Origin of the sequence: Colwellia sp. 6_MG-2023, from assembly GCF_030547765.1 — a bacterium.
In the GTDB taxonomy this organism is placed as follows: Bacteria; Pseudomonadota; Gammaproteobacteria; order Enterobacterales; family Alteromonadaceae; genus Colwellia.
Genome location: NZ_JAUOPP010000018.1, coordinates 13,839 through 34,591, shown reverse-complemented (window position 1 = coordinate 34,591; position 20,753 = coordinate 13,839). Strand labels below are relative to the sequence as shown.

At 36.0% G+C, this 20,753-nt stretch carries 17 protein-coding genes; 8 read left to right on the top strand and 9 right to left on the bottom strand.

What is annotated here, in order from left to right; all coding sequences use genetic code 11:
• Positions 1-328: 328 nt before the first annotated feature.
• The 4 genes from Q4503_RS12245 (at position 329) to Q4503_RS12230 (ending at position 5,058) form a co-directional block, all read left to right on the top strand.
• Positions 329-2,464, top strand: a complete 2,136-nt coding sequence (locus Q4503_RS12245) for a TonB-dependent siderophore receptor (protein WP_303602444.1) — start codon at positions 329-331, stop codon at positions 2,462-2,464.
• Positions 2,465-2,514: 50 nt separating this feature from the next.
• Complete coding sequence (locus Q4503_RS12240) at positions 2,515-3,774, top strand: PepSY domain-containing protein (protein ID WP_303602443.1); 1,260 nt, start codon at positions 2,515-2,517, stop codon at positions 3,772-3,774.
• 339 nt (positions 3,775-4,113) lie between these two features.
• Positions 4,114-4,830, top strand: a complete 717-nt coding sequence (locus Q4503_RS12235) for a DUF1775 domain-containing protein (RefSeq protein WP_303602442.1) — start codon at positions 4,114-4,116, stop codon at positions 4,828-4,830.
• 9 nt (positions 4,831-4,839) lie between these two features.
• Entirely contained in the window at positions 4,840-5,058 is a 219-nt protein-coding gene (locus tag Q4503_RS12230; RefSeq protein WP_303602441.1) for a hypothetical protein, read from the top strand.
• A 312-nt stretch (positions 5,059-5,370) separates the two neighbouring features.
• Here Q4503_RS12230 and Q4503_RS12225 read toward each other — a convergent pair whose 3' ends face one another.
• The 3 genes from Q4503_RS12225 to Q4503_RS12215 all read right to left on the bottom strand — a co-directional run bounded on the left by Q4503_RS12225 (position 5,371) and on the right by Q4503_RS12215 (position 7,960).
• A complete protein-coding gene (locus tag Q4503_RS12225; protein WP_303602440.1) occupies positions 5,371-5,730 on the bottom strand; it encodes a hypothetical protein in 360 nt (119 codons plus the stop codon).
• Between the two features lie 61 nt (positions 5,731-5,791).
• Positions 5,792-6,862 carry a Fic family protein gene (locus Q4503_RS12220; protein ID WP_303602439.1) on the bottom strand — a complete coding sequence of 357 codons (1,071 nt, stop codon included), beginning with the start codon at positions 6,860-6,862 and terminating at the stop codon, positions 5,792-5,794.
• A gap of 234 nt (positions 6,863-7,096) precedes the next feature.
• Entirely contained in the window at positions 7,097-7,960 is an 864-nt protein-coding gene (locus Q4503_RS12215; RefSeq protein WP_215973993.1) for a YicC/YloC family endoribonuclease, read from the bottom strand.
• 393 nt (positions 7,961-8,353) lie between these two features.
• Here Q4503_RS12215 and ppc point away from each other — a divergent pair, with 393 nt between their 5' ends.
• Entirely contained in the window at positions 8,354-10,915 is a 2,562-nt protein-coding gene (gene ppc, locus Q4503_RS12210) for a phosphoenolpyruvate carboxylase (protein ID WP_303602438.1), read from the top strand.
• Between the two features lie 139 nt (positions 10,916-11,054).
• Here ppc and Q4503_RS12205 read toward each other — a convergent pair whose 3' ends face one another.
• Both Q4503_RS12205 and Q4503_RS12200 read right to left on the bottom strand, forming a co-directional pair.
• Entirely contained in the window at positions 11,055-11,516 is a 462-nt protein-coding gene (locus Q4503_RS12205) for a DUF6436 domain-containing protein (protein WP_303602437.1), read from the bottom strand.
• Between the two features lie 89 nt (positions 11,517-11,605).
• Positions 11,606-13,072 (bottom strand): methyl-accepting chemotaxis protein, encoded by a 1,467-nt coding sequence (locus tag Q4503_RS12200; protein ID WP_303602436.1) that lies wholly within the window; start codon positions 13,070-13,072, stop codon positions 11,606-11,608.
• A gap of 418 nt (positions 13,073-13,490) precedes the next feature.
• On the opposite strand from Q4503_RS12200, the gene rph reads away from it, so the two are divergent.
• Both rph and pyrE read left to right on the top strand, forming a co-directional pair.
• Entirely contained in the window at positions 13,491-14,204 is a 714-nt protein-coding gene (gene rph / locus Q4503_RS12195; protein ID WP_215973997.1) for a ribonuclease PH, read from the top strand.
• A gap of 25 nt (positions 14,205-14,229) precedes the next feature.
• The gene (gene pyrE, locus Q4503_RS12190) at positions 14,230-14,907 is read left to right on the top strand and encodes an orotate phosphoribosyltransferase (RefSeq protein WP_215973998.1); all 678 of its coding nucleotides are present in this window, start codon (positions 14,230-14,232) and stop codon (positions 14,905-14,907) included.
• Between the two features lie 112 nt (positions 14,908-15,019).
• On the opposite strand, the gene Q4503_RS12185 is transcribed toward pyrE, so the two are convergent.
• From Q4503_RS12185 to bioH, 3 genes are all read right to left on the bottom strand, one after another.
• Positions 15,020-15,910 (bottom strand): putative metalloprotease CJM1_0395 family protein, encoded by an 891-nt coding sequence (locus Q4503_RS12185; protein ID WP_303602435.1) that lies wholly within the window; start codon positions 15,908-15,910, stop codon positions 15,020-15,022.
• Between the two features lie 63 nt (positions 15,911-15,973).
• Complete coding sequence (locus Q4503_RS12180; RefSeq protein WP_303602434.1) at positions 15,974-16,279, bottom strand: hypothetical protein; 306 nt, start codon at positions 16,277-16,279, stop codon at positions 15,974-15,976.
• Positions 16,280-16,356: 77 nt separating this feature from the next.
• Entirely contained in the window at positions 16,357-17,223 is an 867-nt protein-coding gene (bioH, locus tag Q4503_RS12175; protein ID WP_303602433.1) for a pimeloyl-ACP methyl ester esterase BioH, read from the bottom strand.
• Between the two features lie 55 nt (positions 17,224-17,278).
• Between bioH and Q4503_RS12170 the strand changes: the two genes are divergently transcribed.
• The gene (locus Q4503_RS12170) at positions 17,279-18,022 is read left to right on the top strand and encodes a ComF family protein (protein ID WP_215974002.1); all 744 of its coding nucleotides are present in this window, start codon (positions 17,279-17,281) and stop codon (positions 18,020-18,022) included.
• A gap of 6 nt (positions 18,023-18,028) precedes the next feature.
• Here the strand turns inward: Q4503_RS12170 and Q4503_RS12165 are convergent, their stop codons facing one another.
• On the bottom strand, positions 18,029-20,599 hold the full coding sequence (locus Q4503_RS12165; RefSeq protein ID WP_303602432.1) for a M14 family zinc carboxypeptidase: 2,571 nt from the start codon (positions 20,597-20,599) through the stop codon (positions 18,029-18,031).
• Positions 20,600-20,753: the final 154 nt, after the last annotated feature.

Sequence of the window (20,753 nt, the reverse complement as noted above, 5' to 3'; positions counted from 1 at the left end):
GTCCTCTATTATCATACATGTTGTATTGTTATTCAGTATAATTTTAAGCTAAGTTGTTAATTATTTAATAGTTATCAACTTAGCGCTAAGCAATAAAAATTAAGTTAAATTAAAACAGATAGTTAGATTGTTTATTTCCAAGTATCATCACCTAAAACAAGCACTAGCTTATAAAAATTTATCTCTACAACACGCTAAAGTTAACGTAAAAGCCTCTATTGATAATTATTATTTTAAAGTATATACACTATTTTTATTGCCTATAGTAATGATAATGGTTACCATTTAGATAATTATTACTGATGGTTATGCTTTTTAAGGCGTTATGATGTTTACAAGAAAAAAAATATTGCTTTGTTTATCTCTGTCTACTTTTATTGTTTCCGATAATTTATCCGCTGCAACAAAAGAAAAAATAGAAACAATTGAAGTTGTTGGTCGAGCCCAGCAATATTACTTAGAAACTGAAAGTAAAATTGGTACTAAAACCGATTTATCATTATTAGAATTGCCACAATCAGCACAAGTACTAACAGAACAACTTATTATTGACCAAGCAGCACGAGATATTACCGACCTTTATCGCTCTATTGCTGGTGTTAGTGAATTTAGCTATTCAGGCGTTACTTTTCGCGGGTTTCGTGATGATGCAAACGTTTTTTACGATGGCGTTAGAGGCGATCCTTATTCAGGCTTTGGTGTGCCACAACTTTTCAACGTTAGTCGTGTTGAAGTGCTAAAAGGCCCCGCTTCAGCATTATATGGTGGTGGTGAGCCAGGCGGCATGATTAACTACGTGACTAAAAAGCCAAGTTTTAATGAAAAACGTGTATTAAAGTTTACCCTTGGTGACAATGCAACTTACGGTGCATCATTAGATCTAACCGGTGGGTTGTCTGAAGATATTGCTTACCGCCTAGGTGGTTTTTATGAACAAGAAGATAGTTTTAGAAATAATGCAGACGCTAAAAATACTGAAATAGTAGGTGGTTTAACCTTTAATCTTAGTGATGCAACGACATTAACAACCAGTGTTGACTGGATTAAACAAGACTTAGGCGGTAATCGCTTACGTGGTGTACCTACCGATGATCAAGGTAACTTTCTTGTTGATCCATCGTATAACGCTAATGAAAAATTTGACTACCAAAATATGGAAGCCCTGGTGTTACAAGCAAGTTTAAATCATTATTTTACCGATGATTTTTATGTCAATACCACATTTCGATATTTAGATAACGAACGCGATCAAGCCTACCATGAATCTCGTGAGTGGGTAGATGTAAACAGTGATGGTGAAGCTAATATTGACGACCAAACCATTAAACGTGAATACCGTAAACAATACCGTGCCAATGAAGAAAGCAGTTTAACAACAGACTTTGTTTATACCATTGACGGCGACCATATTACTCATCAATTATTATTCGGGGCAGATATTCATCATGTTGATACAGAATATGATTACTTACGCGCTCGGTACGAAGCCGATGGTGTCGCAAATCTTAATATTTTCACACTAAACTATGGTTTAACGGACCCTTCAACATACAACTTAACAGACCAAGGTGGCGATGGTGTCAAAACTGATCGTTATGGTATCTATGTACAAGATGTTATGAAATTTAATGAGCAATGGACATTTATCGCCGGTCTTCGTTACGACAATTTTAAAGAATATAATAAAGCCACAGATTATAGCTACTCTGACCATGGTGTAACACCACGCGCTGCCTTAACGTATCAACCACAAGAAAACTTGTCTGTTTATATCAACTACTCTGAGAGTTTCAATCCTGTATCTTCAAGCGATCAAGAAGGCGTTGCTAATGAAGGGTTACTAGCGCCAGAAACAGGTAAACAAACTGAACTTGGCATAAAAAGTTCATGGTTAGATGGCAAAATCATGAGTACTTTTGCTATTTATCGCATTAATAAACAAAATGTTGTGATGTCAAACCCTGACGAAAATGCTGGTGATAACGGAATTCCTGAATTACTTAATATTGGTGAAGTAGAAAGTAACGGATTTGAATCGACCCTAGTTGGTGATCTCGGTGACAATATCACAATTACCGCTAACTACGCATATAACGACACTATAGTCATTAAAGGTGTAACAGGTGATACAATTACCAACTCTTTTGGTGATGGCAGTAAATTTACTAATGCACCAAGGCATCAAGCAGGATTATGGACTCGATATGCAATAAGCACTATTGATTCATCAATTGCCTTTGGTGTAAATTATGTTAGTAAACAATATAGTTTAGCTGGACAAACGGTTAAACCTTTTACCGTGTTTGATATGAGTTGGACAACAAGATGGGACGATTTGCTATTAAGCATCAATATCGACAACCTTTTAGATAAAGAGTATGCCGTTAGTGGTTTCAGTCAGCGTAATGGTCACTTCCCTGGTAGTCCGCGCAGCGTTATCGGTCAATTAACTTACCAATTTTAATCCCTTAAGGAAATGACGCTTAAATTTATTTAAACTCACCCTTCTATTTTATGACACAAAAAAATTGGTTTTCACTACATCATTGGGCAGGCTTTCATTTAAGCCTGCTGCTTTCTTTTGTGTTAGTAACCGGAACATTCGCAACCATTTCAACTGATTTAGACTGGTTAACTAATTCAGCTATTCGAGCAGAACACCAAGTAACCTATGACCAAAAATTAGATTGGCCAACATTATTGACTCGCGTTAATTATCACTTCCCTGAAACCAAAATAGACAGTATTAATAGACCGCAATTACCATGGCATAATGTTGAAGTTATCGCACGTGATATTAAAGGTGAACGATTTAGAATTTACCTCGATGCATTTGATCATCGTATTACAGGTGAAGGTCTATGGCTTAATTGGCAACGATTTTTTCGACAAGTACACCGACATTTAATGTTACCAACACAGTGGGGAATTACTATTGTTGGTTTCCTAGGCTTAGCAATGCTATTGCTATTCATCTCTTCATTTTATATATATCGACATTGGTGGCGATATTTCTTTGCATTGGGTCGTATAAAATCAAGTTTCCATGCAAGTAAAACATTAGTACCTTCCACAACACCACGAAAAGAAGCTAGTACAAAGCGTCTATTTTGGGCTGAATTACATAAAATTATTGGTTTATGGAGTTTATGGCTTGTGTTGATCATTAGCCTCACAGGCACTTGGTATTTAGCTGAAAAATGGGGAGCTAATGCTAGTTATCCAATCATAGAAAATAAAGTAACAACAGTCCCATCAACGGAAATAACATCTCCATCTACAACAGCATTATCAAAGGCTGTTGAATATATAGCAACAAATCACCCTCACTATATTATTAACCAAATACGCTTTATTCCTGAACAACAACGGATTGAAATTGATGGACAAGAACATGCCTTTTTAGTCAGAGATCGTGCTAATAAGAAAGTATTTGATAGCCATAGTGGTGAATACATTGGTGGCCGAGAAGGCGATAAATTAAATTGGCACTTGCGAATATCTGAAGCTGCAGACCCACTACATTTTGGTACATTTTCAAATTGGATATACCGGTATGTTTGGTTTGTCTTTGGTCTTGCCTTAAGCTTTCTTAGCTTTAGTGGCATTTACATGTACTTCTTACGATTAAGACAAACCGGAAAATTGAAAAACGTAGAAGAAACGAGTGCTTTGCGCATTTTATGGCTTAAAACTCACTGGATAAAATGGCCTTCACTTGCTTTACTGATTGTTTGTACTGCTCTCGTTTTTATCGACTTTGTTATTGGCTAAACGTATAAAATTCTAGTTTATCTATCTAGTTTGAAACTGAAGGGTAATTAATTGATTTTTAAATTCAACTCAGTGTTTACCTCCAGCCTTAATCCCCCCAAAAAGCGGCTATCCATTGCTTCACCCAATTACTGAACAGCGCTTAAACTCGACAGAATACCTCGTTAAATCAGATATATATTAAAGTTAAATAGGCTGACGTTAGATTAAATAGAGGTAAACTCATTATCAAGTTTTGAACTATTATTTTTCAGCATAACTGCGACAATTTACCACATTTTATTTTTATTTATTCTCTTTATAATCTCCCTCAGCTTACATTAAAAAAAGGAAGATAAATTGAGAAGCATATTAAAAACAACATTATTAACAAGCTCTTGTTTAATTACAACAGCTGCTCAGGCGCATGTTGGCATAGTTGCAGGCCCTCACTTTTCTAATACAACAAGTATTGTTGAACTAAGTATTCCACATGGATGTACCGATGAAGTTTCTGGCGCTGAAGATACTATACGTATTGTCGCTAAAGTCCCTTCAAGCATTACATCAGTTCATGCCATTGATGCGGTCTTTGGTCAAGCAACAGCTGTTGAAGCTGACCAGGGTTATAACGAAATCACTTGGGTTAAAACAGCGGGTACTGAGCGAGATAGCGACACTCAATATTACACGGTAAGTTTTAGAGGTAAATTACCCGATGCAATATTCAGCACGGTATTTATTCCAGTAACACAATACTGCCTCAATGATAACGATCAAGAAATCTCTGTTAGCTGGGATACTGAAACCGGTAATCATGATCATGGTAGTAGTGGAACAGCTAATCCTGCGCCATCTTTAATGGTCATGCCTGCCCGTGCTCCAGGTTGGAATCAATATACGACAGGTGCAGATCAGCATTTACATGATATGAGCATATTTGATGATGCAGAAATTGTTTGGTGGAATGACGAAGCATACAGTAGTAATTCTGTCACTCAAGCGTTGATTGAAGCAGAAGGTAAATTAACATTAAGTGAAATTCACGATAATGCTAGTTTTTGGGTGAAATATTAAGGAGCAATAATGAAATATATTTTGCTTATTATAGCTGCATTTTCGTTGATGGCCTGTGATGATAGCTCAAGTCCTAAAGCATCAGCTCAACCTGAAACAGTACCAAACGAACAACCTGAAAGTGCGTTAGCAACAGCTGGCTTAATACCAGAAAGTAAAATGGTGACTTTGTCGGCACCTAATGCACAAGAATTACCAAAAGAGCTATTTGTACCTCTGTTAAATTAAATTTTAATAACAAACGTGGTTACTTTTTATAGAAGTAACCACGTTTTATTGTACCTTTGCCGGTGGATAAATAAATTTAACTGCTAGAGAGAGCATCTTTCAAGTGTTTTGAGAGCATAAATTTATCACGATCAAATAAGGTGCTTATTTGGTTTAAGCTCAGCCATTACTCTATTACTCTTATTTTAATCTTGATGAAGCTTGTAAGTAATTGAGTTAAATTTACTTAATATATAGCCATTATCCATTTACCTATTCTTTACGTAATATTCCTGATTTAAGTTGCTAGTTAATTGCAAACAACAGAATCATTTACAGCAACTTCCCACCAACGCCTTTAAACTTCTCAATAAACGCCGCTATTTTCTGAAAAACTGTTTGTTTCTTGGTTTTGAATTGCGGGTTAAGCGGACTCATTTTAGGCAATGTAGAATTTAATTCAGTGCCATTTTCACTGGCGTATTCACGCTTTGAAGAAGTTGATATATAACGTTTAGCTTCAGCTATATTCAAACCCTCAGATTTGATTAATTCATCCGCTTCACTTTGTTGCTCTGCTTGTGCGAATTTAAAGAAGGCATCAATGATGTTGGCTTTTTCTCGTCTCTGCCAATCACGGATATCGTTGTAAACGACGTATCTAATATTTTCAGTATTTACTTTATCAAGCAATATTTGTTACATGCTTATAAAGCAATGGTAAACTTTCTTAAGATCTATTTTGACAAGGATATCATTCATTATGCTCCACAAACAAAGAAACTAATGCCTGATTAATATAGTAATTACTTCGACCTATTTTTTCTTTGTGTAATAAACCTATTTCTACTAATTGTTCTAAATATTTAGCGGCTGTTAAGCGCGTTACATCAAGGTCATTCATAACAAACTCAATTTTTGTATAAGGATGATTAAACAAGTTGTTGAGTAGTTCTTGACGATATATCTTAGGTAATTCTTTACGGATTTTTTGTTTAAACTCTCGCATAAGTACTTTAATGCTTTTAATCATAGCAATGGTTGCTTTAGCTGTTTCAGCTATACCTTCGAGCATATATAACAACCACGGCTCCCATTCACCACTGTCTCGCACAGCTTGCAATTGTTGGTAGTAACCGGCCTTATTTTCAATTAAGTAACGACTTAAATAAAGTACGGGTAAATCAAGTAATTCTTGTGCCACCAAATACAACATATTGATAATACGACCCGTTCTACCATTACCGTCGTAAAATGGGTGTATGCTTTCAAACTGGTGATGGATTATTGCCATTTTTACCAGTGGATCAGCTGTGCACATTTCATCGTCATTGATATATTGCACAAGGTTATCCATTAAGCGTTCAATATCTTGTGGGTGTTGTGGTGGCGTGTATATAACTTCAGCGGTTTGAACGTTTTTAAGCTCTGTGCCCGGTAATTTACGTAAACCGGCTTTATTTTTTTCTAACGTTTGTTGAATTTCAAGAATATCAGATAAGCGAATTAACCCTGTACCACGAACTAAAGCAAAGCCCTGTCTTAATGCAATGGCATAGTCTTGAACTTCTTTGGTGGTTGGATTTATTGCCGCTTCAGTAAGTAGCTCCGCTTTGAATAGTTCGTCGTGAGTGGTAATAATGTTTTCAATTTCAGAACTGTGCTTTGCTTCTTGCAGGGTAAGCGTATTTATTAAGATAGCTTCGTTAGGAATTGATTCTGCAACCCCTTTTAATTCAGCTAAGTAACGATGGGCAACAGCCGTTTTTTTAAGTACGGCTCGTGTTTCCCATTGTTCTATATTAGCTAACGGTAATTCACCCATGCTGTATCCAGTTTCGATTAATTTAGAATATGTATATAAATAAAGTTAGTCTATACATATAAAATTTATATGTATAGAAAATCTATCTTTTTATACATTTAATCAATACATGTATAAATTTTTAATTTATTTATGCATGTTGTAACTGTGTGTAATGGTATGTTCAACAATAAAAAAGCCTCAGAAACTGAGGCTTTAATAGCTATACAGAAAGATATTGAACTTCACAAATAGCTATTCAATATTTGCTATCTGTTCTCGCATTTGTTCAATTAATACTTTTAATTCAACTGCACTAGCAGTAATGTCGGTATTAATCGATTTTGAGCCAAGGGTATTCGCTTCACGATTAAATTCTTGCATCATAAAGTCTAAACGACGGCCTTGAGCGCCACCCTTCTCTAATATTTTTTTAGTTTCGCCAACATGACTATTTAAACGGTCAAGTTCTTCGGCAACATCCATTTTTTGAGCCAATAAAACTAATTCTTGTTCAACGCGTCCTGAATCAAGATCAATCTGGGCATCAGTAAACTTTTCAATAATACGATTACGCTGCCAAGCAATGACTTCAGGCATAAAGGTTTGTACTTTATGAGCTTCAGCAGTTATCGCATCTAAACGCTGTTCAATCATACCTTTGAGATTTTCACCTTCACTAGCACGAGCGGCAATAAAATCTTTAAGCGCTTGATCAAACGCGGCAAGTAATTCAGCCTGAATAGCAGACATATCTGATTCAGGAGCCTCCATAACACCAGGCCAACGCATTACTTCAAATGGATTTATTTGGCTGTTCAGTGTTTGCTCATTAATCCAATTAGCATGTTGTAAAAGTTGTAGTGCAAGATTTTCATTTAATGCTAGCTCACTTTTATTAGCAATATTGGCATTGAAACGTAAATTACACTCTACTTTACCGCGATTAAGCTGTTTACGAAAACGTTCGCGTAACACAGGCTCTATACCGCGAAATTGTTCAGGTAGGCGAAAATAAGTTTCTAAAAAACGTTGATTAACTGAGCGAATTTCCCAAACGGCGTTTCCCCAATCACCTTTAACTTCTACACGAGAAAAAGCAGTCATGCTGTAAATCATAGTTAACCCTTGTTTATATTGTTACAAATAAAGGTAAATTATGCCTGAGCTTGTTTAATCTAGCTAGCGCTTCACTTAGTTAAGCTTATTATTGAAGTCACGATAAGCTTAAGTTAACTAATATAAGCTAACACCAGTTTTTTTTAAGACTGCAGCAAGCAATTGTAATATCGCTTCTTTTCAGAATGTGCAACGTTGTATTCTGCATAATGTAGCCTTATATCTATCTTTATTATAAAAATTATATATAGGTTATCTTTGTTATAACTTTTATTTTGATGATAATGATAATATCAATTAGTGTTTATTATTTAACCTCGACTTTCTTGTATAATGCTCCAACCCGAATAGAGGTTACTTCTTTAGCTGTAAACTAATCATTAAGGGGACTCTATGTTAGAACCTATCCAACAAAATGTACGCGATTTAGGTACTCTATTAGGTAAAACCATTGCTGTAGATCAAGGTCAGCAATGGCTACAAAGAATAGAAACTGTGCGCTTAGAAGGCAGAGAAATAGCTGCTGGTGATGTTGCTGCTATTGCCGCATTACAAGAGAAATTTGCTCATTGTGGCGAAAAAGAACTACTTATTTACGCTAGAGCTTTCAGTCAATTTTTAAATTTATTAAATGTAGCCGAACAACAATACACTACCAGTGAAGAAGGTTTGAGTGAATTAGACCTTGCCCATCCTCTTGAAGAGCTTGAAAGTCATATTACTAACGTTAGCCCTGATGTAATAACAGCGGCACTGAAAAAGTTAAAAATTGAACTCGTACTCACAGCACATCCTACAGAAATTAACCGTAGAACCTTTATTCACAAATACAATCAAATCGGCCAAGCGTTAAATACGCCCGACAATGCATTATCTCCTCGTATTGAAGAGTTAATTGAACAAGCCTGGCATACTGATGAAATTCGACAACAACGTCCAAGTCCACTCGATGAATCCCGTTGGGGGCTCAATAGTATTTCAGACAATTTTTGGTATGCTATTCCTCAATTTATGAGGGAACTCGATGATTTTTCTTATAAAGTCACTGGACAGCGTTTACCTGAAGAATATACACCAATCACTATGGCTAGTTGGATGGCAGGTGATCGCGACGGCAACCCTTTCGTTACCGCAAACTTGAGTAAAGAAGCCTTAATTAATGCTAGATTAATGGCATGTACCTTGTATTTACGTGACTTTGAAGCGCTCTATTTAGAGCTTTCTATGTCAAAAGCCACTGCAGAACTAACACAAGCAGATAAAGATTCTCGTGGCCCTTACCGACAGCAAATAGTACCTGTCATTCAACTATTAAAAACTTCTATTGAACAGTTAAAAGAGGGCTATACAGAAAGCGTACTATCAAATTCTGAACAATTGCGCCAGCCATTACAAGTATGTCGTAATAGCTTACTAGCAGTAGGGCTAACCAATGTTGCTAACTCACTAATACTTGATCTAATTCGTAAGGTAAATAGCTTTGGTATTTCGTTAGTTAAGCTTGATATTAGACAACATAGTGAGCGACACGACAGTGCACTAGCTGAGGTAACAGCATTATTAAACCTTGGCAATTATACCGATTGGGATGAAAATAAACGACGTGAGTTTTTACTCGCCGAGCTTCAAAATCCACGCCCTTTATTACCCAAACATAATTGGACAGCAGACACACAAGAGGTATTTGATACTTATGCATTAATTGCCGAGCAACCTGCAGAGCTTTTTGGTATTTATATTATTTCAATGGCCAGCCAAGTAAGTGATGTTTTAGCGGTTAAATTATTACTTAAATCCTTGGGTGTGCAATGGAATATGCCAATAGCACCATTATTTGAAACACTTGAAGATTTAGATAATGCACCACAAGTGATGGCAGAGCTATTAAGCATTGAAAGTTATCATGCTACTTGTGATGGGCAACATAACGTAATGATTGGTTATAGTGATTCATCTAAAGATGCTGGGGTACTGGCTGCAACTTGGGGTCAATATAAATGCCAAGAAAAACTAGTTGAGGTGTTTTTTGAGAAAAACATCGAGCTAAAATTATTCCATGGTCGCGGTGGTACAATTGGTCGTGGTGGAGGTCCAGCGCATGCTGCAATCGCCTCACAGCCGCCAGGTACTTTAGATGGTGGATTACGTGTAACTGAGCAAGGTGAAACCATCCGACATAAATTTGGTACGCCTAACTTAGCTAACCGTAGTTTACATTTATACGCATCAGCCATTTTAGAATGTTTAATTAATCCACCGCCAGTGCCAACACAAGCATGGCGAAATATCATGGATACCATGTCTGAGACAAGCTGCCAAGCTTATCGTAAATATGTACAAGGTAATGACGACTTTGTTAAGTACTTCCGTCAAGCGACACCAGAGCAAGAACTGTCGTCTTTACCGTTAGGGTCACGTCCGAGTAAACGTAAGTCAGATGGCGGGATTGAATCGTTACGTGCTATCCCTTGGATTTTTGCTTGGAGTCAAAACCGCTTAGTTATTCCTAGCTGGCTTGGTTTAGGAACGGCGATTAAAGAGGCTTATCAAGACAACGAAGTTCTAATTAAAGAAATGTTACAACAATGGCCTTACTTCAACTCTCGTATTTCATTAACTGAAATGGTCTACTTTAAATCAGACAGTAAAATGTCTGCCTTGTATGACACTTCTTTAGTCGATAATTCACTTAAATCTATGGGTGATGAATTACGTGAGCAACTTGTACAAGACAAGCGAACCGTCTTAGCTATATTAGGACAAAAGGAAGCCTTAGAAAATGACCCTTGGAACCAGAACTCTTTTGAGCTTCGTCGTCCTTACTTAGCACCTTTGCACCTTTTACAAATTGAAGCCCTTAAGCGCTTAAGAGCACAACCTGAAAATACAGAAAACGAAAAAGTATTAATGGTGAGTATGGCGGGTATTGCTACAGGAATGCGTAATACAGGTTAAATTAAAATAATTGCTTATTGGTAACCTATATTTTATCAAAAAGGGCATAGTGTTCACTATGCCCTTCTTTCAAACATTATAGATAATGATTAAGCTTAGCTTAATTAAGTTAAGTTAAGTTAAATTAAATTAAATTAAATTAAAGATTACAATAACAGCCCTTGGCATTATTTATAATTAAATTAGCATTAAAGCCTTTAACATAATTTTTTAGCACTATATCAACAATAGAGCGCCCTGCTGAGCATTCAAGACCTTTAGCATAAGGGCCTAAATAAATTAACTCCCCATGCTCATCTAAAACTAATACTGCTGGCGTTGATGGAATAATATGACGTTGTTTATCTGAAAGTTCTATATTTTTTATTTCAAAATCATTCTCTATAGAATACTGATTAGTCGCTTTTTTATGATCTTCACTATAAACAGCACAAGCGCAATCTTGACTGGTGAAATGTATGATAGTTTTCTTGGATAAATTATTCTCTAATACTAAATTTGATTTTATTTCATCAACAATAACCGCCGAATCCCCGCTTAATCTATTTTCTGGATCAAATAAACTTAAGCTGTCATAGAGGAAATATTTAGCAGCAATCACAATAAAAATTAACCAAATAATGAAGACGATATATTGATATCGTCCCACATTATTATCTACTTGGCTCATTAAATTAGTAATTTATACAGTTAAGAAAAACGTTTCACACTATCATTCAGTACAACAGCTGAGTGATTAATATGGTCTGATTCTTCTTTAAGTTGCTCTATGCCTTTTACGTCATCTAACGCAAGGTTTTTCATATTCTCTGTATTTTGAGAAATACCATTAATCACTGAAGACTGCTCTTCCACTGAGGTAGCAACTAATACGGCAATATCAGTTGAATTGGTAACTAAGCCAACAGCACTCAATATTTTTTCACTCGTCATTTCAGAGACTGCAATAATAGAATTTACCGCTTCAATACACTGATTCATAGATTCAGTTGAAGATTGAGAAGAACTGTTAAGTTTTATTAAAGTGTCACTTATTTTATCTGTACTTTCTTTAGTTCGATTAGCTAAGGCTCTCACTTCATCAGCAACTACAGCAAAACCTCTCCCTTGTTCTCCAGCCCTAGCGGCTTCAATTGCGGCATTTAATGCCAGTAAATTTGTTTGATCAGCAATCCCCGTAATTTCATTCAATACAGTAGTGATCATTAAACTTGATTCTACTAATCCCTCTATTTCGGTATTCGTTCGGTTAAGTGATGAAGCAAGCTCATGATTATGTTGATTTATATTATTAATATTACTACTTGTTTCTTGAGTTAACTCATTAACTTGATTCATTTGATCACTCAATTCTGCCGTTTCATTAGCAATTGAATTAATAGTGACGACAATTTCTTCAATAGAAGTAGCTATCATGTCCGTTTCTTGCTTACGTGAATCAGCTGATAGTGTCAATGCTGCTTGAGTTTTCAATAAATTATTTGAGTGTTCAACTAATTCACTAGTTTGATTTTTAACTTCAGAAATAACATTTTCAAGTCGCGATAAAAGCTTATTAAAACTACCTAACACTTTATTTCTCTTATCATTCGATCTAACAGATAAATCAATTGAGTCTTCATGTGCGGTTAATTTTTCAGTGACTGTCGATAACTCTGTTCCAACAAAACTATCATCATATAAGGTTTTAGCAATAAACGCGGCAATAGCGGCTTCGACTATCGCATAAACAGCATGGATGATTACAGTAGAAAATTTTAACTTGTCTTGGTCAAAAATATATACAGGCATGTCACTGCTTTGCATGAAATAAAATGAAAAATGATGAGCTGCAATGACAACAATGGCTGAAATAAACACGCGCCAATCTCTAAAAATTACCAATAACGCCATTAAAATGAATATTTCGAAGTGAACTTCAATTAAGCCGTTCAGTTGATGAATATGCAAGGCAGCATAAACCATTGCAGCAATTGCTGCGGTATGTTTTGTTAACGTTGCTTCTGGCGCTGTTTTAATTAGCCATAAAACAATTAACGTGGTTGGTAAACCTATAACAATCGCTTCTAAAAAAGTATTATAAACAAACGCTATCGCGATTGATTCTAAAAAAAGAATTGAGAACAATGCTATAAAAAGTTTACTTGTATTAGTCATAAATAATTGCCTACGATCTACTTAAAAAATAAAAAATCACAAAATTATTTAATATAGTCAATTGTATAAATCCATATAAAACAAAGACCCAAATAGAACTTAATTAAAAAATTTACGTTACCTTCAGTATAAAACGTTTTTATAAAATGGCGAATTTCGCCTTTTAAATAAAAAGATGCGATCTTTGCCAATCAAATCTAAAGATCTTATCTCGTTACAATATTTTTATCCACTACTGTTAGACTTTATCCGTCCGTATAAATTAAGCGACCATTACTATTAAAATTTAAATTAACATATTACCTAACGTATAGGTAAAACAACGAGATCTAGTTTTTGTTAACTATATTTCAAATTAATCCTTGCTGGATTATAATAGTAAGCTTAATTAATAGATTTTTCATTTTAGGAATACAACATGCGCCCAAGCGGTAGAACATTAGGACAAATACGTCCAGTAACTATAACTCGTCAATTCACTAGTCATGCAGAAGGTTCAGTATTAATTGAATTTGGCGATACCAAGGTTATTTGTACTGCCTCGGTTGAAGAAGGTGTGCCGCGTTTTTTAAAGGGCCAAGGTAAAGGTTGGGTTACAGCTGAATATGGTATGCTGCCTCGCTCTACTCACACACGTATGCGCCGCGAAGCATCTTCAGGCAAGCAAAGTGGTCGCACGTTAGAAATTTCTCGTTTAATTGCTCGTGCCTTACGTGCTGCGGTCGATTTAAAAGCCTTAGGTGAAAATACAATTTCTGTTGATTGTGATGTTATTCAAGCAGATGGAGGAACACGTACTGCCTCTATTACCGGTGCTTGTGTGGCACTTGTTGATGCACTTAACTATATGCGTGCCAAGGATATTATAAAAACTAACCCGCTTAAACATATGATTGCCGCCGTATCTGTTGGTGTTTATAAAGGTGAGCCGGTATCTGACTTAGATTATGCTGAAGATTCAAATGCCGAAACAGATATGAATGTTGTTATGACAGATACAGGCAAGTTAATTGAAGTTCAAGGTACTGCTGAAGAAGAGCCTTTTAGCTTTGAAGAAATGCAAGCGATGTTAAGCCTTGCTAAAAACAGTATTAATGAATTATTTGAAATACAAAAAGCAGCGTTAATTTAGCCTGATATCAATAGGAAAGAATAAAATGAAAGATTATCAACGTGACTTTATTGAGTTTGCTTTAGAAAAACAAGTATTACGTTTTGGCGAATTCACATTAAAATCTGGCCGTACCAGCCCATATTTTTTTAACGCAGGTTTATTTAAAACCGGTGGAGATTTAGCCCGGTTAGGACGCTTTTATGCAGCAGCATTAGTTGATGCTAATATTAATTTTGATCTAGTATTTGGCCCTGCTTATAAAGGGATTCCTATTGCTACAACAACAACTGTCGCGTTGTTTGATCACCATAACGTAGATGTTCCATATTGCTTTAACCGTAAAGAAGCAAAAACACATGGTGAAGGTGGCTCATTAGTTGGTGCTGAGCTAAAGGGAAAAATAATGTTAGTTGATGATGTTATCACCGCTGGTACTGCCATCCGTGAATCGATGGAAATAATTAAAAGCCATAACGCTGAGCTTTCAGGTGTATTAATTGCGCTTGATCGTCAAGAAAAAGGACAAGGTGAATTATCTGCTATTCAAGAAGTTGAACGTGACTTTGGTACACAGGTGATTTCAATTGTAACTTTAGGTGATGTAGTCACCTTTCTTGAAGAAAAATTAGCAACTAACTCAGAACATGACCAAAACACTCAGTCCGAGTTAGCAGCTAGCTTAGCGAGTATTACTCAATATCGTCAAGCTTACGGCATTTAATTTTTTAGTTATTCAGTAAAACAAAAAGCCTACACACTTGTAGGCTTTTTATATTTTAATTAGGTTTATTTACACTACTAATAACAACGAGGTAGTGAAGTTAGCAATGTAATTAAGCGGTAAGTTCAAAATTATATGTTGGAGCCTTTTCATAAGCTTTGGTTATATCGGAATAAAAGCTTTCTATTCTTAATGAACGTTGAGTAATAGCGTCGGCTTGTCTATTTGACGATGAAGTTTCTATTACCGAAATATTATCATTTTCCTCACTATCAGTTGCTGTTTTAGCAGCACCTTCTTCTTGCGCTAACTCAACTAATAATTCCGATTGTGCTGCAAGTATTTGCTGTGTGGCAGCGCTTGCTACACTTCTATCTTGCGCGGAAGGATTCGCAGGGGCTAAGGCTGCCGAATACACTTTTTGCATTTTGGTAATCGTTGCTCGAGGATCACCATTTACCGGCGCAACATCTACCGAGACTTCCCCGGCTACCGCATACTTTTTACCATCAGGCCCTTGTTCATAAGAATAGCTAGGTGAACCTGCAATAGCCCCCCCTACAGCCGCATGTGCAGCTTCATGAGCCCGAACTTCTTGATCTCTAGCTTTAAGCTCACTAATAACTTTTTCTTGTTCTGGGGTATATTCTTCATTACCATCAACTGAATCACCACCTTCAGATTTAGACAAATCTTGTGATCCAGGTTTTTGCTCATTTCCTTGGCCCTGTTGGGCATTGTCTTGTTCATTTTGCTCTGTAATACTGGAATTTGCTAACTCTGCCTGTTCCGTAATACTGGCAAAATCGATATCAGCATTGTTTTGAGCAGGTGTTCTGCCACGCTCTTTATCAGATGCTACTCCTTTCTCTGCAGATGACTGGCTGGTCGGTGCTGGTTGGGTAATAACTTCTCGTTGATTATTTTCACGGCGCAAGCTTTCGGTGTGCGGATTAAGCACAGTTGGTATAGATAAATTTGGTACTTGCGGGGTAATGTTCATAATTAAATTATTCGAGACAGTTAATTATATTGATAAAATCAACATTCAGAGAATACTTGTAATTTACGCTGTTACGTCAAGCAGAGTACCTAAGCTTTCGTCTGCTGTTTTTATTACTTCAGTTGCAGATTTAGCTTGATACTCGGCAACTTTTAACTCAACTATTGATTGATTTAATTCAGGTACTTTATTCGCATTACTAAATGACTCACTACTAAATGTAGTAGTGTCTTGACCATCTATTTCACTAACTGCAGAATCACGAGCGACAGTTGTTTCAGCAACTATATCTACCGCTGCTTTATTGGCCATTTCAGTGGCATTTTGAAAACCTTGCACACCAGAATTAAATGCTGATTGAATTTCCATTAAATCTACCTCTCTAGGTTTTATATTAACCTTAGTTACACTGACCAATTATTAACCAAAACACTTAAAAAGTAAAGTTAATTTAGTTTAACAAAATGACTTCTTCTCATACTTACAAGCCATCGAGTCAGTACTACTGTAAAATCATCAAGATGTGAAATAAATGGTGCATGAGAAGCCTGCTTAAAACGATAACAATCGCTAGTAGGCGCCAAGTGTTCCACTTGCTCAATGACGGCTTTAGGAACAAGACTATCTGCGTCACCATATAAACGAAGAAATGGTTGCTTTATGCTATTTAGTTGCTTTCTATAATCACTGCTTTCTAACAACTTTAATGACTGCTCAAGTGTCGTTTTATTTGCCATAGTATATTGAAAAACTAACTCACTAATTTTATTAATATCTTGGCGAATAGCTGAGCTCCCCATTGCTTGTATTTTTAAAAAATTACCAATCGTTTTTTGAATATCTACTTGGAGTTGGTGATGAAACCCCTCAAGAACTTTTGCCTTAATGCCTGGCCATATCAATTGGCTTTCTTCTATTTTTTGGCTTTTTTCTTCCAGAAAATAAGGGGAGCTTGCAATAGTCACTAAAGCCAGTACTTTTTCTGGGTAACTAAGTGCCATTTCAGTGGCAATTAACCCACCTAAAGACCACCCTATATAAACAGCCTGTTCTGTGATGCTACCAACAATAGATTGGCAAATATTCGTTATTGAGTAAGGATTTATTTTTTTGTTAACATTATTACCAAAGCCAGGTAAATCAATGGTAATTATATTAAAATCATTAAAAAAACTATCCGGTAGGCTATCAATAAAAGGCTGCCATACTGCTGAATTTAGTCCCCAGCCATGAAGTAGAACTAAAGAGGTTTTTTTATGAGAAGTTGGAGTTTCTATTCTGGGAAAAATGGAAATATTGAGAGTTTCTGCCATGCTTATCCTTAGTAGAATTAATTAATGCGCTTTATTTTACAAAATGGAACGACCAATGGCATGGAAAAAAAGAGTACAAATGCTCTATCAACGTTTTTTATCCACACTAGGCCAGTGTGATATATGCGGTAATTGCCTACACGATATAAGTTCCAGCCAACAAAAATTACTCTGTCCATCTTGTTTAAATGATTTACCCATGTTTAATCAAGCAATTGTACAAGGTGATTTACTTAATTGGCCGGCAATAAATAAAGCATTACCCAATATTAACTTCGACCATTTAATTTGCTTAGCGCCTTATCTGCCCCCTTTCACTCATTGGTTACCACAACTAAAATATCAAGGGCGATTTGAAATTGCCTCCCTATTAGCAACCTTACTTGCACAACAATGGAAAGAACAACACTTAACAACGTTAACTTCGCCGGCTGATCTTATTTTAAGTGTGCCTTTACATATTAATAAGTGGCAAATTCGCGGTTACAACCAAGCACATTTACTTGCACAGCCATTGGCTCAATCTTTACAGTTACCTTACGATGAAGTTACGTTAGTTCGTACTCAAAATAATACCAGTCAAGTTGGAAAAACCGGTAAAGAAAGGCGGCAAACTTTAGCTAACGCTTTTACATTAGCTAAAGAATTACCCAATGATATTAAACATATTATTGTTGTTGATGATGTATTAACTACCGGCAGCACAGCCAATGAAATCAGTAAAATATTAAAACATGCGGGCGCTAGTAAAGTAACTATTGTCACGGTTTGCTTAACCTTACCGCACACAAATCATTAATAATATTTACCTTGTTGGTGCATTAAAAGCTTTAGCAAAAAACAAACTATTTGCCAATAATTTTGCACTTCCTAACCAATAGCCACGAAAGGCTAATACATCAGCCGTAGCAATAACACGACCTTGCCCATAATTATGCGCAACAAGCGCTGAGTTATCCGCGATAAGGTTAACTAGTTTTTCGTCTGTATAACCACTTAACAATGGCTCTTCATGATATTTTGCAACCGTTAGGAAAGGTTGCTGCCTTGAATTCATAATGAGGGTGCTATTTCTAAATAAAGGTAACTGTTTATCGGTATAACCAAAAGCAAGGGGGTGTGAGGTATCAAGCTCTGTAGCAAAAATAGCGCCGGCTATACGTTTTTTCGCGCTAAGCTGTTCTTTGTCTTGGTAAGTTAATCCTTGACTATTAAACAACTGATCAATCTCTTGTTTCCCTACAAAGCTAGCAGATAATATATTTTGTTTAGCTAGCCACTGTGCACCACTTTTTTGAGCAAAAACTACACCGCCTTGCTTAAGCCATAGCTTCAATTGACTAACATGACTATCTGAAAGAACTCTATAGTCACCATTAACTAAAATTACATGACTGTAATTTGATAAATCAACCGTTGATAAACGAGAATGCTCAATAATACTAACGGGAATTTGTAATATTTCATCAAGATAATAACGAATTTCGCCTGCTTCGTATTGAGAGATCCCATTACCACCTAACAATAGTACTTTTGGCTGTTCTAAAGTTTTAAATGAATTACTACCCAAATCTATGCCTTGACTAGTTAAACCACTATTAATTGTTACTAACGCTATATGAGTTTCATGTGCTAGCTCAGCTAAGCTTTCACGCCAATTCGACGTTTGCTGAATACCGGCAGGAATAATAATAGTACCAGCTGCAAATACTCTCTGCTTACCATCAACTTGACTAACAAATTCACTTGTTGCTACTTTAGTTTTGATCTTTTTATTTTGTAATTTATTTAGTAGCTTAGGTGCTAAAAAATGATGCCATTCAAATGCATACGCATAATCTGTATCCTTAGTAGATAACTTGCTTACATGAGCAATATCTTTTGAAGACCAAGGCTCTTTTTTCAGTGTTAAACCTCTAGTTTTATCGAGAGCTTGAAAATCAATATTCATTGCTAGCGGCATAGTCCAGCCGGAAACATCATAAAAAGTATTATCTGGAAAATCAGTTCCTTGGGTAAATAAAGCTTGAATAACTCGGTATTGGCTTTGCACTATAGGTACATAATAACTTGTTTCTTTAGCATAATTTTTTTCTTTATAATTAAAGTCTTCTGCAAGTTGATACACGTTAATTTGATGCTGTGCTAATTTATCTAGTAAAGTATTTAAGCGATAAGCATCTTGCGATTCGCTAAGTAAATAACCAGTAAACTTTTCTTTTTTAGCTTTTTTAAGCGCTTGTTGATAAAAATCTTGTCTATAGTCTTTAAGTACTTGACGGTTTTCCCATGCACCTTCAATAGTTGAAAGCGATGTTAAAACATGGTTTTGAATACCATATTCAAATGTTAACAAACCATTAATCGTATCTTGTTGCATACCTCGAGAGCTAGCTTGCTCAAATAAAATACCAATACCAGCATTAATATCAGGATAAGTTGAACCTTTCCCATAATAAAAGTCATCAAAATTTTCTTCGCTATAATATAAACGTTGAGCTGAATCTAATGCTTTTGCATGAAACTTCGCTAGTGCTTTAGTTAGCGTCACATTTTTTCTAGGTGTTAGTGGGTGTGTTCTGCTTGCAATACCTGGTTGAAAAAAATAACTACTGTTAGCGCCCATCTCATGGTAGTCACCTAACACATGAGGTTGATATTGATGAAAATACTTCAGTCTGTGTTGACTTTCTTGTTGCGTTAACAACAACCAATCTCGGTTAAGATCAAACCAAAAATGATTAGTTCGGCCACTAACCCAACCTTGGTGATGTTCAATAGTTTCAGGATCACTATTACCCGCAGAGCTTCTATAGGTAGCCGCCCAATTCGCAAATCTATCCATTCCATCTGGATTAATGCTCGGCTCTAAGACAATGATCGTATTCGCTAGCATAGTTTCAATACGTTCTTCTTCACTAGCCGCTAAATAATAAGCCACTACCATAGCTGCATTAGCCCCAGTAATTTCATCGCCATGAACACTATATCCTAACCATATGACCAAGGGTTCATTGGCATTATTTGATGCTTGGGTTTGGTAGGGTACATGCCTTTTTGCTAGAAGATTATCTAAGTTAACTAAGTTTTCAGGACTTGAAATAGTCACTAAAAATTGCTCGCGTTGCTGTGGCGTTCTACCGATAGAAGTCATTTTTATACGTGTAGAATCTTGCGCTAGCGTATTAAAGTATTGCTTTAATTGATCATGTCTTATGTGACGTTCACCTATTCCGAAACCTAACGTTGTACTTGGTAAAGGGGTACTTGAATTAAATGTAGCTTGTTTCGGTAAATATTCTTGTACTGGTTGAGCGAAAGAAATCCACGTAGGAATGACTAAAATAAACAAGGTAAACAAACGATATAATGACATAATAACTTCCAATTTGATGAACTCAGCTAAAATAGCAAATAAAAGCATAAAAATCATTAGCGCATAGCAATATTGCAAAGTAAAATACCTATACTTGAGTAAAACGCTCAAGTATACTCAAGCTATTAAGTCCTCATAAATATCTATTTTGCGA

Excerpts from the sequence above, each read along its gene's own strand:
- Q4503_RS12245 (WP_303602444.1), top strand. The coding sequence starts at position 329 with ATGTTTACAAGAAAAAAAATATTGCTTTGTTTATCTCTGTCTACTTTT.
- rph (WP_215973997.1), top strand. The coding sequence starts at position 13,491 with ATGCGCCCAAGCGGTAGAACATTAGGACAAATACGTCCAGTAACTATA.
- Q4503_RS12200 (WP_303602436.1), bottom strand. The coding sequence starts at position 13,072 with ATGACTAATACAAGTAAACTTTTTATAGCATTGTTCTCAATTCTTTTT.
- pyrE (WP_215973998.1), top strand. The coding sequence starts at position 14,230 with ATGAAAGATTATCAACGTGACTTTATTGAGTTTGCTTTAGAAAAACAA.
- Q4503_RS12185 (WP_303602435.1), bottom strand. The coding sequence starts at position 15,910 with ATGAACATTACCCCGCAAGTACCAAATTTATCTATACCAACTGTGCTT.
- Q4503_RS12165 (WP_303602432.1), bottom strand. The coding sequence starts at position 20,599 with ATGTCATTATATCGTTTGTTTACCTTGTTTATTTTAGTCATTCCTACG.
- Q4503_RS12240 (WP_303602443.1), top strand. The coding sequence starts at position 2,515 with ATGACACAAAAAAATTGGTTTTCACTACATCATTGGGCAGGCTTTCAT.
- bioH (WP_303602433.1), bottom strand. The coding sequence starts at position 17,223 with ATGGCAGAAACTCTCAATATTTCCATTTTTCCCAGAATAGAAACTCCA.
- Q4503_RS12180 (WP_303602434.1), bottom strand. The coding sequence starts at position 16,279 with ATGGAAATTCAATCAGCATTTAATTCTGGTGTGCAAGGTTTTCAAAAT.
- Q4503_RS12230 (WP_303602441.1), top strand. The coding sequence starts at position 4,840 with ATGAAATATATTTTGCTTATTATAGCTGCATTTTCGTTGATGGCCTGT.
- ppc (WP_303602438.1), top strand. The coding sequence starts at position 8,354 with ATGTTAGAACCTATCCAACAAAATGTACGCGATTTAGGTACTCTATTA.
- Q4503_RS12170 (WP_215974002.1), top strand. The coding sequence starts at position 17,279 with ATGGCATGGAAAAAAAGAGTACAAATGCTCTATCAACGTTTTTTATCC.
- Q4503_RS12220 (WP_303602439.1), bottom strand. The coding sequence starts at position 6,862 with ATGGGTGAATTACCGTTAGCTAATATAGAACAATGGGAAACACGAGCC.
- Q4503_RS12215 (WP_215973993.1), bottom strand. The coding sequence starts at position 7,960 with ATGATTTACAGCATGACTGCTTTTTCTCGTGTAGAAGTTAAAGGTGAT.